The 16284-nt window shown below is 58.5% G+C and carries 11 protein-coding genes; 3 read left to right on the top strand and 8 right to left on the bottom strand.

The annotated features are described in order from the left end of the window. Nucleotides 1–1314, bottom strand: coding sequence for an NAD-dependent dihydropyrimidine dehydrogenase subunit PreA (preA, locus tag AAFF19_RS05475; RefSeq protein WP_342721461.1), 1314 nt, complete (start codon nt 1312–1314; stop codon nt 1–3). A gap of 43 nt (nt 1315–1357) precedes the next feature. Beyond that, a complete protein-coding gene (locus AAFF19_RS05470) occupies nt 1358–2707 on the bottom strand; it encodes an NAD(P)-dependent oxidoreductase (protein WP_342721460.1) in 1350 nt (449 codons plus the stop codon). 336 nt (nt 2708–3043) lie between these two features. Between AAFF19_RS05470 and AAFF19_RS05465 the strand changes: the two genes are divergently transcribed. From AAFF19_RS05465 to AAFF19_RS05455, 3 genes are all read left to right on the top strand, one after another. Next, complete coding sequence (locus AAFF19_RS05465) at nt 3044–3763, top strand: TetR family transcriptional regulator C-terminal domain-containing protein (RefSeq protein ID WP_182118183.1); 720 nt, start codon at nt 3044–3046, stop codon at nt 3761–3763. Between the two features lie 153 nt (nt 3764–3916). Beyond that, nucleotides 3917–5929, top strand: a complete 2013-nt coding sequence (locus AAFF19_RS05460) for a tetratricopeptide repeat protein (protein ID WP_342721834.1) — start codon at nt 3917–3919, stop codon at nt 5927–5929. 30 nt (nt 5930–5959) lie between these two features. Beyond that, complete coding sequence (locus tag AAFF19_RS05455) at nt 5960–7804, top strand: glycosyltransferase (RefSeq protein WP_182118182.1); 1845 nt, start codon at nt 5960–5962, stop codon at nt 7802–7804. Nucleotides 7805–7850: 46 nt separating this feature from the next. On the opposite strand, the gene AAFF19_RS05450 is transcribed toward AAFF19_RS05455, so the two are convergent. From AAFF19_RS05450 to asnB (AAFF19_RS05425), 6 genes are all read right to left on the bottom strand, one after another. Then, nucleotides 7851–8930, bottom strand: a complete 1080-nt coding sequence (locus AAFF19_RS05450; RefSeq protein WP_182118181.1) for a glycosyltransferase — start codon at nt 8928–8930, stop codon at nt 7851–7853. Beyond that, complete coding sequence (locus AAFF19_RS05445; protein ID WP_182118180.1) at nt 8927–10069, bottom strand: glycosyltransferase; 1143 nt, start codon at nt 10067–10069, stop codon at nt 8927–8929. Before AAFF19_RS05445 ends, AAFF19_RS05450 begins: the two co-directional genes overlap by 4 nt. A gap of 1 nt (nt 10070) precedes the next feature. Next, complete coding sequence (locus AAFF19_RS05440) at nt 10071–10973, bottom strand: hypothetical protein (protein WP_342721459.1); 903 nt, start codon at nt 10971–10973, stop codon at nt 10071–10073. A gap of 265 nt (nt 10974–11238) precedes the next feature. Beyond that, the gene (gene asnB, locus AAFF19_RS05435) at nt 11239–13128 is read right to left on the bottom strand and encodes an asparagine synthase (glutamine-hydrolyzing) (protein WP_342721833.1); all 1890 of its coding nucleotides are present in this window, start codon (nt 13126–13128) and stop codon (nt 11239–11241) included. A gap of 5 nt (nt 13129–13133) precedes the next feature. Then, nucleotides 13134–14393 carry a hypothetical protein gene (locus AAFF19_RS05430; protein WP_342721458.1) on the bottom strand — a complete coding sequence of 420 codons (1260 nt, stop codon included), beginning with the start codon at nt 14391–14393 and terminating at the stop codon, nt 13134–13136. After that, nucleotides 14390–16282: an asparagine synthase (glutamine-hydrolyzing) gene (asnB, locus tag AAFF19_RS05425; RefSeq protein ID WP_342721457.1), complete on the bottom strand. Its 1893-nt coding sequence runs from the start codon at nt 16280–16282 to the stop codon at nt 14390–14392. The genes AAFF19_RS05430 and asnB (AAFF19_RS05425) overlap by 4 nt, the downstream gene beginning before the upstream one ends. Nucleotides 16283–16284: the final 2 nt, after the last annotated feature.

Genomic DNA, 16284 nt, shown 5'->3' with positions numbered 1-16284 from the left:
TCAGGCTGCTGCTGCCACCCGCTGCGGGTTGTTGGGGTGCGTGGTCCAGTTGGCGTATTCGCCCGTCACCGCCCTGTCGGTGCGCACATCGACCTCGCCCGGCGCGAGCGCACGCATGGTGATGCACTCGGGCACGGGGCAGATCGACACGCACAGGTTGCAGCCCACGCATTCGGCCTCGTTGATCTCGAACTTGCGCACACCACCCTCTTTGGTGAAGGTAATGGCCTGGTGCGAGGTGTCTTCGCACACCACATGGCAGCGGCCACACTGGATGCAGGCGTCCTGGTTGATGACGGCCTTTTCAATGTGATTGAGGTTGAGGTTCTTCCAGTCCTTCACCGTGGGCACGGCCTGGCCCTTGAAGTCGTCGAGCGTGGCATAGCCGTGCTCGTCCATGAAGTTGGACAGGCCATCGCACATGTCCTGCACGATCTTGAATCCGTACACCATGGCGGCCGTGCACACCTGCACCGTGCCGCAGCCCAGCGCAATGTATTCGGCCGCATCGCGCCAGGTGGTGATGCCGCCAATGCCGCTGATGGGCAGGCCCGCGGTCTGCGCGTCGCGTGCAATCTCGGCCACCATGTTCAGCGCGATGGGCTTGACGGCCGGGCCGCAGTAGCCGCCGTGCGATCCCCAGCCGTCGGTGCTCGGGCTCATCACCATGCGGTCCAGGTCCACGCCCATGATGGAGTTGATGGTGTTGATGAGCGACACCGCATCCGCCCCGCCCGCCTTGGCCGCACGGGCCGGGTGGCGCACGTCGGTGATGTTGGGCGTGAGCTTCACGATCACGGGCAGCTTGCTGTAGTGCTTGCACCAGACCGTGACCATCTGGATGTATTCGGGCACCTGGCCCACGGCAGCGCCCATGCCGCGCTCGCTCATGCCATGGGGGCAGCCGAAGTTGAGTTCAATGCCGTCGGCGCCAGTGTCTTCCACGAGCGGCAGAATGTTCTTCCAGCTCTGCTCCTCGCACGGCACCATCAGTGAGACGATCATCGCGCGGTCGGGCCAAGCGCGTTTGACGCGCTTGATCTCTTCGAGATTGGTGTGCAGCGGGCGGTCGGTGATCAGCTCGATGTTGTTCAAGCCGATCACACGCCGGTCTTGCGACATGAGTGTGGAGTATCGCGGGCCGTTGACGTTGACCACCGGTGGGTCTTCGCCCAGCGTTTTCCACACCACGCCGCCCCAGCCCGCCTCGAAGGCGCGGGTGACGTTGATCTCCTTGTCGGTGGGCGGTGCGGAGGCCAGCCAGAAGGGGTTGGGGCTCTGGATGCCCAGAAAATTGCTGCGAATGTCTGCCATGGGGTGCTCCCGTGAAAACTGGGGTGAAGGGGTTCAGGCCACTTCAGGCCATCAATGCGGCGTGGATGGCAACAGCGGCGACCTTGCCGTGCTCCACCGCCTCCACCGTGAGGTCGCGGCCACCCACGCGGCAGTCGCCACCGGCCCACACACGCGGCTGGCTGGTCTGGCCTTCGGCGTCGGTGGCGATGCGCCCGCCCTCCAGCGCAATGCGGTTGCCCACAGGCTCGGCCACAAAGGTCTGGCCAATGGCCTTGAGCACCATGTCGGCATCGAGCGTGAAGGTTTCGCCGGTTTCCACCAGCTTGCCGCCGCTCAGCGCCGTGGCGGCAAAACGCACGCCCTTGACAGCGCCGCCTTCGCTCAGCACCTCTTTCGGTGCAGCCCAGTGGCGGATGGTCACGCCATTCGTCTGCGCCCACTGCTGCTCCACGGCGGACGCCGACATGGCCTCTGCGCCCCGGCGGTAGACGATGGTCACTTCTTCCGCGCCCAGCTTGCGCGACTGCACGGCGGCATCCACCGCCGTCATACCGCCGCCAATCACCACCACGCGGCGGCCCACGGGCAGGGTCGAGAGGTCGGTGCTCTGGCGCAGCTCGGCGATGAAGTCCACTGCATTGCGCAAACCCGTGGCCGTGGGCTCGGCCACGCCCAGCGCGTTCACGCCCTGCAGGCCCAGGCCCAGAAACACGGCGTCGTAGGCGCCCAGCAGGCTGTCGAGCGTGATGTCACGACCCAGTTGCTGGCCCGTGCGTACCTCGATGCCACCGATGGACAGCAGCCACTCCACTTCCTTCTGCGCGAAGTTGTTGGTGGTCTTGTAGCTGGCGAGGCCATATTCATTCAGGCCGCCCAGCTTGGGGCGCGCCTCGAACAGCGCCACGTCATGCCCGCGCACGGCCAGGCCATGCGCACAGGCCAGGCCCGCAGGCCCCGCGCCCACCACGGCCACACGCTTGCCGGTGGCAGATGCGCGCTGGAACAGCGGTGCACCGGGCTGGGCAAAGAAGGCATCGGTGGCGTAGCGCTGCAGCGAGCCGATCTCCACCGGCTTGTCTTCGTTGGTGTTGCGCACGCAGGCCTGTTCGCACAGCACCTCGGTGGGGCACACGCGGGCGCACATGCCTCCCAGCGGGTTGGCCTCCAGGATGGCACGGGCGGCGCCCCGGTTGTTGTCCTGCGCAATGCGGTGGATGAACGAAGGAATATCGATGCCCGTGGGGCAGGCCGTGGCGCAGGGGGCGTCGTGGCAGTAATAGCAGCGCTCGGCCTCGATCAGCGCCTGCGGGCGGGTGAGCGGCGGGTGAGCGTCGCTGAAGTTGACGGCGTAGTCGGCCAGGTTCAGGCGTGCGGCATGAATGCCGCAGGCACGGCTTGCGGGTGTGTCCATCAGGTTTCCTCCGAGAGGGTGAGGGTGGGGGTCTGGGCGCGAGCGCGCGCCGGGCGGCACACAGAGTGCGCTGGGCCTGGGCCAGCCAATGCAGCGCGGGCATGGAGGTCTGCGCTTGCGATGTTCGGAGGTTTCATCGGGGTCCTCGCTGTGGGGTGCCGTGCGCGCTGCATGTGCATGGCGGCCCGGCATGTTGGTCAATTTACCAACCGGTAAAAATTTACCAATTGGTAAAATCCCTACAGCAAGGGACATGCCAGGCTCGGCCGGCCAATCGACAGCGAGTTGCCAGCGAAATGCCAGTATTTGGCGCCCCGCTTGTTCCACAATGGTGCAATGAAAGACGCTCGCCAGCCCAAGGCTGTCAACGCAGCCCGACGCCGCCCCACCAAGCCCGGCGCTCTGGCTGCCCCCCTGGACACGCCCCCCCGGCCGCCCACGGCGGCGCGCCTGCTCAAGGAGCAGGCCATCCTGGCCGAGGCGGAGAACCACTTTGCCCAATTTGGTTTTGAAGGTGCGTCGCTGGAGAGCATTGCAGCGGCAACCGGCATCAGCCGCCATAACCTGCTGTATTACTTCCCCAGCAAAGAAGCCCTGTACCAGCGCGTGCTGGACGATGTGCTTACGCAATGGCTGGCGGGCATGGAAGACCTCTCGCACAGCGACGACCCCCAGCAGGCCCTGCGCCGCTACATCCGCGCCAAGCTCCAGTACTCGCGCGAGCGCCCCCAGGGCGCGAAGGTTTTCACCAAAGAGGTGATTGCGGGTGCACCACGTTATGGCAAAGCCATTACGGAGCGGGTGGGCCCGCTGCTCAAGACCGAGGTGCGCACCTTCGAGCGCTGGGCCCGCGAAGGCCGCATCGCCAAGGTCAATTTCACGCACCTGATGTTCATCATCTGGTCGGTCACGCAGGCCTATGCGGAGCAGGAGGCGCAGTTTGCGCTGCTGCTGGGCAAGCCGGCATTGACCGAACGGGACTTTGAACACGCCGAGGAACTGCTGGTGCGCATGGTGCTGGCCGGCTTGGCCCATCAAACCGGCACGGTTGTTTAGCGCGAGGTGCTCTTTTCTACGAGCGGACAAGACGCCGCGGCCCCCAGCTGCCCGCAACTGGGCATGGCTTAGACTTCATCAACTTGATCGTTGAGTTTCATTTTCTTACAACAATCGATGTCGGCATCCACCTCCAACCCATTGCAGAAGCCCATGGCAACGTCGCGCAAAACAAGCGTATTTTTCGCAGTTGCTCTCATTCTTGGCGTGCTTGGCGTTTACCTGCCCGGTATCAGCAACGAACTGATTTTTGATGATTTCCGGTTGAGTGACGGCACCATCTTTGGCGAATATGGCAGCCTGCTGCAATTCAAGCAGCGCATGCTTTCCTATGGGAGCTTTGTCTGGCTGCAAGAATTGGTGGGAGATGGGTGGTGGAAGCAACGGCTACTGAATATCCTTTTGCACCTTGGCACCGTAGCCAGCCTTTACGCCCTGCTGGGGGCTTTGCTCAGCCACGCCAAGTTTCCCCAGGAGTTTGAGGATCAACCGCATTTTGCAAGCTCTCGCACCGCGGCGTTGCGGGTTGGGGTTGCCCTGTTCGCACTGAACCCTGTTGCGGTTTATGCAGTTGCGTATCTGATTCAACGCTCGATCCTTATGGCCACGCTGTTTGCCGTGCTGACCTGCTGGCTTTTTGTGCGGGGGCTTCAGACTCGGCGCAGCGTGTGGTTCGCTGCAGCTCTGGGCAGCTATCTGGTGGCGGTACTCTCCAAAGAGCACGCTCTTCTGACCGCCGCGATGGCGGTACCGCTCTACATTTATGTGCGCCGCCCTGGCTGGAAGGCCATCGCTGCGCTGGCAGCAGCCTCTTCGCTGGTGCTGTTACTGGCTGCAGCAGCGTTCTTTGGCATTTATGGCGACCTGGTTGGCAAAGTGTTCGACCCCCGCTCAGAGGCCCTGGTGCGGCAACTGGAGGCTGTCCGCCCAGGGGTTAGCGCGCAGGTGTACCCCTTGAGCGTTTTGAACGAAGCTGCGCTGTTTTTTAGGTACGGGCTGCTGTGGTTCGTCCCGAACGTGCAATGGATGTCCGTAGACCTGCGGCCCGCATTCCCACTCGGCGTTGACTCTTGGCAGCACGTGTTGGGGGCTCTTGGCTACGTGGCGTTGATGAGTGCATCCGTCTGGGCAGTTCTGTGCCGCAGAGATGTTCTTGGTCTTGCTGGCTTGTGCCTGCTGTTCCCCATCCTGTGGTTTGGCACCGAGTTCGCCACTGTGTGGGTGCAGGACCCTTTCGTGCTTTACCGCAGCTACCTGTGGGCTGTGGCCGTTCCCGGGCTGGTAGCCATAGCGCTGACCGGCTTTAAGCCCACAACGATTTACACACTGGGCATCTTGCTGGCCATGCTTTTTGGCGGGTTGGCCCTGGAGCGTACGTTGTCGCTCAAGGATGAGGGCACCGCTTGGGCGGACGCTGCTGAAAAAATCGACCTGAAGGCTCCATTGAACGCAGTGGGGCGCAGCCGCCCGTTTCTCAACCTTGGCGCCCATCACCTGGACAGAGGCTCGCTGGACTTGGCAGAGCGCGCATTCCTGACAGCGGATGCGCTGGGCGACTTGGGTGGCAACGCACGCTTCAATTTGGGAGTGACCCTGCAGCAACAAAAAAAGCACGCCGACGCATTGCAAGCCTTTGCCCAAGCGCAGCAAAGAGGCTTTGGCGGCCAATCTCTGCACTACCAGCGGGGGGAGTCTGCGTTTGCCCTGGGCCAGTATGCATTGGCCTTTGAGAGCTTTGGCGAAGCCCTCAAATACACGGACGACGCGGGCGATGCCGATCAGAAAAAAATGTGGGCGTTGTTGTTGCAAAAGCATGCAGACGCAGCCGTTGCAACCCAGCAATACGACATCGCTATACGCAATTTTGAAACCCTCCTTGAAACCAACGCAAATCATCCGCGACTGTTGCTCGGCCTTGGTATGGCTTTGGTGGGCAAAGGCGACACCCAACGGGCGGTTCCCTTGTTTGAGCGGTTGATTGCAACCGCCCCCAGTGCTGCGGCGTATTACGGGCGGGGCGTTGCGCAGTATCGCGCTGGCAAGGTGAAAGAAGGGCTTAAAGACATCGATGAGGCCATCAGACTGGAGCCCCGCAACGCCCAATATCGCCAAGTGCGCGCGCAACTGGAAAGTGCCAGTACGTCGAGAGGCACCACCAAGCGCTAGCTGGCACCCGTACTGATCTACTGGACCACCATGGCCCTTCGCGTTCTACACATCGGAAAATTTTTCCCGCCCTACCTGGGTGGCATGGAAGTATTTTTGGCCGACCTGATCCAGGAGCAGCGTCGGCAAGGCATCGACGCCTACGCACTGGTGCATGGCGAACCCCTTCCAGACGATCCGCCGTGGCTGACCCGTGTGCCAGTCCAGTTCAATCTGGTGTACGCCCCTATTGCAATGGGTTTTCGACAAGCGCTGGGTGCCGCCATAGCACGCTTGAATCCCGATGTGCTGCACCTGCACATGCCCAACAACTCAGCATTGTGGGCGCTGACGCTACCCAGCGCGCGAAAGGTGCCTTGGGTGGTTCACTGGCACTCCGACGTCGTGGTGTCCAACATCAAGTGGTCTGTGGCTCTGGCCTACCTGCTGTATCGGCCCTTCGAGCAGGCCCTGCTGGAGCGCGCACAACAGGTGTTCGCCACATCACCCCCGTATCTGCAAGCCAGCAATGCACTGCGAGCATGGCACGATAAATGCGAAGTTGTCCCTCTCGGTATGAACCTGCAAAGCACGCCATCAGCGGGGCCGATCGAACCAATACTGCAATGGCGCCCCATGACGCAATTGAGGCTTTTATCGATTGGACGCCTTACCTATTACAAGGGTTTTGAAACACTCATTCAAGCCGTTTCTACGCTGCCCGGTGTGGAATTGCTGATTGCTGGTGATGGCGAGCTGCGTGACAACTTACAGACGTTGATAGAAAGCACCACCCCACAAGGAAGCCCGCCTGCCGTGCGCTTGCTGGGTGCTGTGAACGACACCCAGAAACATGCTTTGCTGGCGCAATGCGACGTATTCTGCCTGGCGTCGCGCGAGCGCACCGAGGCGTTTGGCATTGTGCTGCTGGAGGCCATGCAACACGCTCGCCCCTGCCTGGTGACCGACCTGCCAGGGTCTGGTATGCCTTGGGTTGTGTCGCATGCACATTGCGGCCTTCATGTGCCATTTGAAGACATTGACGCATGGCGCAGCAACCTTGCCCGTTTACAGCATGACCCAAGGCTTCGCGGCCGCTTGGGGCAAAACGGCCTTCGGGCGCTGCATCAGCATTTCAGCATCGGACCTTGTGAAAGGGCCACTGCACGCCACTACCGAGGGCTGGCCCCTGGTACCGCACCTCGGTCGTCCACACGGGGCCTATTGGTGGTTATCTCCACCTGCAACAATGCGGCGGACATTACCCATCTGTTGCAACGTGTGGACGCGATTGTCGATGCACCCGTATTGGTGGTGGACAACCGCAGCACCGATGCCACCTGCCACCTTGCTGAACAACATGGCGCCAAGGTGTTGCGTCCGCTCTTGGCCATGACGCCGTGGGGCAGTTTGCAAACCGGAATACGCCACGCGCTGGCGCAAGGTTACGAGACGGTCGTCACCATTGATGCCGAGGGCCGCTATGAGGTGGAAGAGCTGCCAGCCCTGCTGGAGGCAGGCCGCCAAGCGGACATGGCAGTGGCTTACTTTGCTGCGCGTAACAGCTTGCCGCGTCGCGCGGCCTGGCAATGGTTTCGCTGGACGACTGGCCTGCGCATGCGTGACTTTGTCTCTGGCTTTCGGCTGTACAACCGGGCCGCAATGCAAGTAGCCGCCTCTGCAGACGCCACGCTGCTCGACTACCAGGACATCGGCACGCTCTTATTGATGCGTCGCGAGGGCAGGCGGATCAAGGAAGTGGCGCTTGCGATGCACACACCCAAGCTCGATCGCTCCAAGATATTCAGGTCATGGGCCAACGCAGTGCGATACGTAGCTGTTTCGTCGCTCTTGAGCATTGCACACGGACGCGGTGTGCAACCGGCTTCAGAGTAATGGCATAGGGCTCCCAGCTTCCATTTGAGCGTCAGGGACACCACGGCTAAATCAACCACTTTCTCATTGATTCAATAAACCGTTGTTCATTGAACAACTCCGCACGCTGCCGACACAGCTCCAAGAGCTTGGGCCCCGCAGAAATTTCCATTTCCTCCACCGCATCGATCAGCGCTTCGATACTGGGCGGCGGATTCAATAGCAATCCAGTCTCTGCCGGAACGACAGTTTCCAGCAACCCCCCTTCGGCCACACCGATCACGGGCTTGCCTGCAGCCATGGCCTCCACGGGTGACATGCCAAAGTCCTCGTCCACCGGCAGGTAGATCACACAGCGCGCTTTACCCACCCAGCGTCGCAGCGCCTCATCGGTCTGCCAGCCGGTGAATCGGATATTGGGAGCCGCTCCGGCGATCGCTTTCAATCGCTCCAGCTCCGGCCCGCTAGAGAGCACGACCAAGGAGCGCTCGGGCATCTGAAGAAAAGCCCTCACGATCACATCCACCCGCTTGTTGGGCACCAATCGTGCGGTAGAAAGGTAGTAGCCCTCATCGGCCAAAAACCGAAAGTGCTGTGTGGCCACCGGGGGGTAGACCACCTCGGCATCCAACCCGGTATACCGCTGGAGCCGTGCGCGAACATTCTCCGAGTTCACGAAAATACGATCCATCCGGCCGATGGCAGCTTCGTATTGATTGCGGAACCACCGCACGAAGATCGCGTAGAACGGCCGAAGCCAAAACGGAAAACCCGCCAGCGTGCTGTCGTACAGGTCATAGGCGAACCGGGGAATGGTGTGGCAATAGTAAAAGCGCCGGCCAGACCCCTGCTGGTAGACCGCCAGCGGGGCATAGAAGCCGCTGTAGAGCACGGTGTGGGCATCGTGCAACCGTCCGGCCCGAAACCGGAAGCACCACATGCTTTCCAGAATGCGCGGCAGGCGCGCAGACCAGCCACCCCGCAGCTCCTGCACTTGGGCGGCGGAGGCATCCAGCAAGGGTTGGGCGTCCGGGTAGCACCGGCTGACCAGGGTCTGAAAGTCCGGAAAAGCCTCGGCCAGCGTAAGCGTGACACGCTCCGCGCCTCCGGCCACCTGCATGAAGTCGTAGAGAAGGTAGTTTTTCATGCCAGCAACATTTCCAGCCGGGCCAACATGGTCCGCGCACGCGCACTCCAGTCGTGTGCTTGCACGAAGTCTTTCGCGAAACTCGGAGGGCGAGCCTGCGCATCCTCCCGGGCCTGCAAGATTGCGTCGGCGAATGTCCGTGCATCGGTGCCATAGCAGGCCAAATCACCCATCCCCTGGCGCAGTGCGCCCAAATCTGTGCTGGCCACACCCAATCCCGCGGCAATGTACTCATAGAACTTCAAGGGACGCTCCACATAGCGCATGCGTCCATCGGCCTCACTAAAAGGAATCAGGCCGACTTCATGGCTCTGTAGAACCGCTGGCAGTTCCGCACGTCCGACGCTACCGCGCCAATGGAGGTTGACAGGCCATCCGTGCTGCGGGGGCGTACCAGGGGAGTACACCTCAAAAGTCCAATCGGGAAGCAAACGCGCAGCTTGGGCGAGCAAGCCGATGTCCAGCCAAGCCGTAAGCCCGCCGACATAGACCGCGCTGCGTGGCTTTCGCGCCACCGGGCTTCGCGTGGCAGGAATCAAAAGACGGGCGTCGACACCATTGGGAATATGCACCACCTCACCCTCCGGGCGCAGCGTACTGGCATATTCCGCCAGGGGCTTAGAGACGGCCCACACTTCATCGAAATCAGGGGCACCCACCATGGACCCGAGCGCGTTGATGAGCACCGGGTGCAGATCGCGAGCGAAACCATGCGGCCAATCGTTGAGGCGGCAGACCTTGGCGCGGGCTGTGATTTGGTGCAGCAGCAACATGTTGGGTGCGACATCGGCAATGCATGCGTCGAACGGCACGTCGCGCAATGGCGAAGGGCAGCGTCCGCCATACGCCGCCAATTGCCAGGACCAACGGAGAAAAAGACGATGCGCGGGAAACATCGATTGAAGGCTCCACTCGATGAGACCTGGCGAAATGCCCACTGCTCGCTGCGGTATCCCATGCCCCCATGCTCTCGCCAGCCGGGCATGGCGCTGGCGGCCCACCACGTCTAGCGGCGACGACAGTGTGGGCAGGTAGTCCACCTGCCAGCCAGCCGCCGCCAGAGCCTGCGCAAGGTATTGCGATCCCACCTTGGTACCACCGTCGATAAATGACTGCGTGCCAAGCACGATGGCGCGCATCTCAGGCACCTACCCCTGCGCTGGCCAGCACCGATGCGACCTCTGCCTGCAGCCAGGACCGAGTCGACGCTGCGTTGAAGCGCCGGCTAGCCCGATCAGACGCGTGCTTCATGGCTTCGATATCAGCGTGCGTCAGCGCCCCAAGGACGCGTGCCAGATCGGTGGGCTCGAAACTGGGGCTCACTACCCCACACTCGTGCAACTCCACCAAAGCTTTCATCTCAGGCGACGGTCCGACGGCGATGGCCAACCGCGCCTGCATGAACTCGAAAAACTTGTTCGGCAATGCGTGCAGGTAATTGAAATTGGTCGGCGGCAGCAAGAACAAACCGATGTCATAGGCGTTGGTGTACGCGGCGATCTGGTGCATGGCAACCGGCGGGATGAACCGGATGCGCGGGTGACCTGCTGCGCGCTTGCGCAATGCAGCCATCGTGGCAGCGTCCTGTTCTACCAGCATCAGGTCGAGGTGAAACCGGTCGTCCAGATGATGCATGAGATCGATCATGACCTCGATCCTTCGTGAAGCAATCGCTGCACCGTGGTGGATCATGCGGATTCGCCCCGCCTGCACGGGCTGCACAGAAAGCTCGACTGGCTCGGGGCAATTGGGCATCATATCCACGGGCACACCGTAACGCGCCGTGTACTCGCGCGCAATGCCTTCGCACACGGTGGTCATGCGCGCCACCTTCGGCAGGTCGCGACGGCATACCGAATCAAAGAACGGCCCCAGAAGCAACCGCCAGGCAATACGATCTTCAAATTCACGCGGCGCATATTCGTGCGCGTCCAGCCAGACAGGGGCACCCTTGGCCAGGCGAAGCGCCGCAGGTAGTGCCCATACATCGTTGGCCAGCACCAGGTCGAACGATTGAACCGGGAGGGTGTAGGCAGCCTGCATCAGTGCCTGTATCTGTGCGTGACCCCAGTAGTAACGCTTGTACAGTCGCGCAGCCAGCAGTGCCGCATTGGCTGCTGCGCCCCAATGCGACGGGGCAGGCTCATGCACCTGCACAAAACATGCTGCGCCCCTGGGCGCAGCCCCGTAACCCAGCACATGCACTTGGTGGTAACCGTACAACGCCTGAATCTGGCGCATGACGCGCGGATCCGAGGCTATCGGCGACAAGGACAACAACAGTATCCGGGCCATTGTGCTCGCGCCCTCAGCCAGAAAAATGCTGAGAATGCCAGCGTGTGAAATTGATCCAGCGCCACACTTGCCAACTGAACGGCCGCTGCCCAGCGACCACTTGGTCAAATGCTTTCAGCATTTCATCCTGCCGCAGGAAAGGCAGGTGCAGCGGATGGCGCAACCACTCCCGTATGTTCGGAGCCATCTGCAGCAGCCACTGGTGCTCAGGCGTTGCGAAGCCAATCTTGTCGCGTCTGTCCAATACATCCTGTGGTACCAGCCCCCGCATGGCCCGTCGCAACAGGTGCTTGGTCTCACCGTTGGGTGCGACCAGATACTCCTCCGGCAGCGTTAGCAAGAAATTGGCAAGATCGGTGGTGAGGAAGGGTACGCGGCTCTCTACCGAGAATCGCATTGAATTGCGGTCCCCATGGCGCAGCAGCCCTTGCAGCCCCAGCCCGTGCAACGACCGCGCCAGCTCAGCAGGCAAGCGCCTACCCGGGGCCGTCACATCGGGTAAGGGCCGGGGGAAGCGCAGCGAAACGCCCGCTGCCGCCACAACGTTGCCATCCAGCCAAGCCGGACACACCTCGGCCCCGTTAAAGCGCCGCAGCCGCTGATAGGCGGCATCGCTGGTGTATTCGGCCACCGCAGCTTTGAGGCCATCCATGCCATTGCGACCGGGCCAGCGGCCCCACTGCCGCAGGAAGGCAGCAGCGCCGAATACCCGGCCAGAATCAAGTAAGCTGTGCACCCGCGGGCCGGGGTAACCCACATAACCGCCGCACAACTCGTCGGCACCTTGCCCGTCGAGCGTGACTGTAACGCCATGCTCGCGCGCCAGCTGGTACACCCGGTACTGGGCGTAGATACTGGTGCTGCCAAAGGGCTCGCCCTGCGCAGCAATCATGTCGTCCAGATCGGTCGCCAGCTCCTGCGGCGTAATGCTCACTTTGTGTGCCACTGCGCCAACATGGGCGTTCATACGATCAACCCACCGTTCTTCTGACACCGCACTGCCAGAGGCAATGAAGCTGAACGTGTGGATAGGTACATCGGGCTCGAGATGGCGCATGCACCCCACAATCGCGGACGAATCGAGCCCGCCCGACAACGCGGCCCCCAAAGCCACATCGCTGCGCAAGTGAAGTTTTACGCTGTTTAACAGATGACTGCGCAGCCCCTCAGCCGCATCGTCGATCGAGAGGTGCTGGACGGGCGAGATCGTGGGCTTCCACCATGAGTGCAGGTCAAGACGCCGTGAACCGAGATCGTAGGTAAATCGGTGCCCAGGCCGCAGCGCTCGCACGTCTGCAAAAAAGGTGCGCTCTCCAGTGTCATAACTGCCATGTACCAGATAGTCGTACGCGACTTGCCAGTCGAGCGTCTGGGGCGAAGACCGCAGCGCCTGCACCGCTGGAATCTCGGAAGCGAAGCAGAACACCTCGTCATCAGAGTGGTGGTAGTAAAGCGGCTTGATGCCGAAAGCGTCGCGTGCGCCGTGCAGCGTATTTGTTGCGCGGTCGAGGATCACGAACGCGAACATACCAACAAGCCGCGCTAGCGACGCCGCGCCCCATTCCACCCACGCTTGCAGAAGGACTTCAGTATCAGAAGCAGAGCTGAACCCATGGCCAATGGCTTCCAACTGCGCGCGGAGCTCACGGTAGTTGTAAATTTCTCCATTGAAGACCAATAGAAATCGCCCGTCGGCGCTGGGCATGGGCTGATGGGCGGCCTCCGTCAGATCAATGACACTAAGGCGAGTGTGGCCCATAGCTACGCTGTGGCCGGGCCCCTGCCAAATCTCAATACCTCGATCATCTGGGCCGCGTCTGCGCAGGAAGGCCAAGGACTGCGCCAAATCGCTTCGAAGCGTTGCCGCAGGGCGATGGGAAGTCAATCCAGCAATACCGCACATACAAATTATTTTGAATGCAGCTTTGCCCATAGCCGATTGACACCGTCATTGAAAGGACGGCGAAGGGCCCACGGAATCGAATGCCATATCGCCAGCAACGGCCCAGGCGCCGGCGGCAGCCGGGATTTACGCACAGGGTGTTCGGTGATTTCAATTGGCACCTCAATAGGCAAAAGGCTGCGCTTAAGAGCAGGTTGGCATGACTCGATCAACGCATCGTACTCCGCGATGAACTTTTGATAGGTGTAACGGCCGGACTGAACAACATCAAGATAGGCCTGGGCGGTCAAGCGGTCCAGCAAAGAATCATCGGACACAGCAGCTATTACGTCGTCAACATTGGAAAAATCTTTGCGCAAAGGGATGTAATGGACCCATGGTTGCAATATCCCGGAATATCTTCCTTCGAAGAGAATCAACGCCGTGCGGTAAGTGATTGCTTCAAAAAAACGGGGAGAAATTTGATTCATGATGGGTTGCTCATCCGCCCACCCCATTCGCCGCTTGAATTCCGCGTAACTCAGTTCCGGATGTTCAGCGAGAGCCCCGTTAACCGCCTTACGCAGGCTACCGTCAAAATCAAATCGATTGGCGCCGCTTTCAGTACCCAGCGTGGCTTTGCAGTCCATGAGAAAACGAGGCCAATCACTTCCATAGATACGCTTTTCCTCATCCCATTCGATGTCGCAAGAAATACCGCGTTGTTTGCAGGCAAGCTGCATACCCTTTGCAATTTCCAGCTTTTCTTGACCAAGATCACCGTAAAAATATGGCAATGCTCGCCCTCTATACCCAATAGAAATAGGACGATTTACTGCGGAGGGAGGTAAAAAGGCTTCTTGAATTGATTCAGGACAATAACCAGTCAAAGTACTCACAAAGCGAACATTGGGAAAGCGTGCGGATGGGTAAATATCTTCCCTGTGTAAGGTAGGGACGCAAGTAAAAACTGTTGAAACGCCTAACTCATCAATAGCGCCCCAAACATTAGATGTCAGATCATATTCATCTTGAACAAATAATATTTTTCGCCCTGAATGCTTGGAAATTTTCGACCTTAGTACACCTGAGATATGCCCAAAAGCCACTCTCGCACTGTAATGAATTAAAATTACATCGAAAACTGCAAAATCAAATTGCACATCGGGCAACCCGGCGTGCATATATAAATGATTGTTTTTAGAGTGTTTTTTAAACGCGCAAAGATGGTCAAAAACCGTATTGGTATAGGTTTCGAAGTGGTCGTAAAGGATCAGAACATTCATGCGTCAATGAATTGATTTTGCCAAAGCTCCAAGCTTAGCAACGCCCACAAATTTCGCCCATAAACAGATTGAGAGTTTAGAACCTGGTCAACAGTGAATCCATCGTTTAGATACGAACGCTGGCGCGCACGAGCGCTCCCCAACACATCACCGATGTACTCGCGTGCTAGTCCATCTTTAGAAAGCCATAGATTCAATGGAACAGGAAATCCCATTTTATCTTTACGATTTTTTATCCTTAACGGAAGTAAGTCAGAGAAAACAGATTTCAGCAGGCGCTTCAGCTCCCCATCGCGAAATTTAACATCTGCAGGGATGGTCGCAGCAAACTCAACCAATGGATGGTCCAAGAATGGAACGCGTGCTTCAACACCATGCGCCATACTCATACGGTCCTCGACTTGCAGTAGCGCTGGCAATAAAGTTTTAAAGTCGAAGTGTGTCATCGCATCGAAATATGAACCACTTCCGACATTTTCCCCCTTAAATATCTGCTGAAATTCAGAGTAAGTAGCAGTGTGATCAATCACCCCTGGACACAATATCGAACCAAAGGTATTTGAGCGATTGACCAGTCGCCAGTATCGAGCATCCCGTTCGCCGAAAAGACCTTCAGCCAAAAATTCCTGCATCATTGGCTGATACTGCCGCAATGTTTGCAGACTAGGAATTATCGATTCATAGGTAACGACAAAATTCCCATCGTGCAAAGTACCTTCGATAGCGCCCTTAATGCATTGCTCAAAATAAGCAATAAGATATCGAGCATAGCCACCAAAAATCTCATCCCCTCCTTGACCGCCCAGCACCACCTTTACATGTTCCGACACCTTTTTCGAAACCATGTATTGAGGAAATGCCCCGGGACCGGCGACAGGTTGATCCAAATGCCATATCACGCTGGAAATATTTTTGACAAAATCCATTTCCCCAATATCAGCAATATGCAATTGCATATTTTGCTCAGCAGCTAGTTCATTAGCATACTCTGACTCATCAAATCGACTGCCTTCAAGGAAACGACCATTAAATGCTGAAAAATTCTTTTGGGAACTGAATTTCCTGGCCATCGCCGCCAGTAAACTTGAGTCAACTCCACCACTAACATAACTCCCAATTTCAACATCAGCTCTTAGATGAATTTTTACGGAGTCCTCGAGTAAATCTCGCAGCTTGGCTTCAAACCATTTAGCCGTATGGTCATAATCGATCTCGTAGTGTACTTCCCAGTACCTTTCGAATACAGGAGGAAGACCGGGAGCCAATATAGCCGCATGAGCAGCCGGCACTTGATATACGCCAGATATTAAAGTCTTTTCACCCAAACAAAATTGAAATGTGAAATAGTCAGATATCGCAGAAGAAGATAATTCTCGACGTGAAATAAAAGGCAATAAAGCTTTTGCCTCAGAAGCAAAGAAGAACTTCTCGCCTTGTTGAGTCCAATATAACGGCTTTATACCAAAACGATCCCGAGCTATAAATAATTGTTTATCTTTCGCATCCCAAATTGCGAAAGCAAACATGCCGCGCAGACGAGTGGTACATGCTATGCCCCATTTTCTATATGCCTCCAGAATAACTTCAGTATCAGAATGCGTTGAAAAGCAATCTTTTCCAAGTTCTTCGCGGAGTTCTATATAGTTGTATATCTCGCCGTTGAATACTATGGTAAAGCGCCCATCTCTACTATGCATCGGTTGAGCACCCGCTTCAACATCAATGATAGAGAGACGGACATGTCCTAAACCTGCCTGTCCAGACGTTGAAGCCCAGACTCCACTTCCGTCAGGTCCGCGATGTCTAATTCTCTCTAGCCCTATTTCCACGTCCGAAATCAGTTGACTAGTAGAAGCCTGCTTTTGCAAGACGCCAAAAATTCCACACATAG

Origin of the sequence: Acidovorax sp. FHTAMBA (genome assembly GCF_038958875.1) — a bacterium.
Lineage (GTDB): Bacteria > Pseudomonadota > Gammaproteobacteria > Burkholderiales > Burkholderiaceae_C > Acidovorax.
This window is presented reverse-complemented; position numbering and strand designations above follow the sequence as displayed.

What these genes read in the sequence shown, in the direction of transcription:
- preA (WP_342721461.1), bottom strand. Translation starts at nt 1,314, where the DNA reads ATGGCAGACATTCGCAGCAATTTTCTGGGCATCCAGAGCCCCAACCCC.
- AAFF19_RS05470 (WP_342721460.1), bottom strand. Translation starts at nt 2,707, where the DNA reads ATGGACACACCCGCAAGCCGTGCCTGCGGCATTCATGCCGCACGCCTG.
- AAFF19_RS05465 (WP_182118183.1), top strand. Translation starts at nt 3,044, where the DNA reads ATGAAAGACGCTCGCCAGCCCAAGGCTGTCAACGCAGCCCGACGCCGC.
- AAFF19_RS05460 (WP_342721834.1), top strand. Translation starts at nt 3,917, where the DNA reads ATGGCAACGTCGCGCAAAACAAGCGTATTTTTCGCAGTTGCTCTCATT.
- AAFF19_RS05455 (WP_182118182.1), top strand. Translation starts at nt 5,960, where the DNA reads ATGGCCCTTCGCGTTCTACACATCGGAAAATTTTTCCCGCCCTACCTG.
- AAFF19_RS05450 (WP_182118181.1), bottom strand. Translation starts at nt 8,930, where the DNA reads ATGAAAAACTACCTTCTCTACGACTTCATGCAGGTGGCCGGAGGCGCG.
- AAFF19_RS05445 (WP_182118180.1), bottom strand. Translation starts at nt 10,069, where the DNA reads ATGCGCGCCATCGTGCTTGGCACGCAGTCATTTATCGACGGTGGTACC.
- AAFF19_RS05440 (WP_342721459.1), bottom strand. Translation starts at nt 10,973, where the DNA reads ATGCAGGCTGCCTACACCCTCCCGGTTCAATCGTTCGACCTGGTGCTG.
- asnB (WP_342721833.1), bottom strand. Translation starts at nt 13,128, where the DNA reads ATGTGCGGTATTGCTGGATTGACTTCCCATCGCCCTGCGGCAACGCTT.
- AAFF19_RS05430 (WP_342721458.1), bottom strand. Translation starts at nt 14,393, where the DNA reads ATGAATGTTCTGATCCTTTACGACCACTTCGAAACCTATACCAATACG.
- asnB (WP_342721457.1), bottom strand. Translation starts at nt 16,282, where the DNA reads ATGTGTGGAATTTTTGGCGTCTTGCAAAAGCAGGCTTCTACTAGTCAA.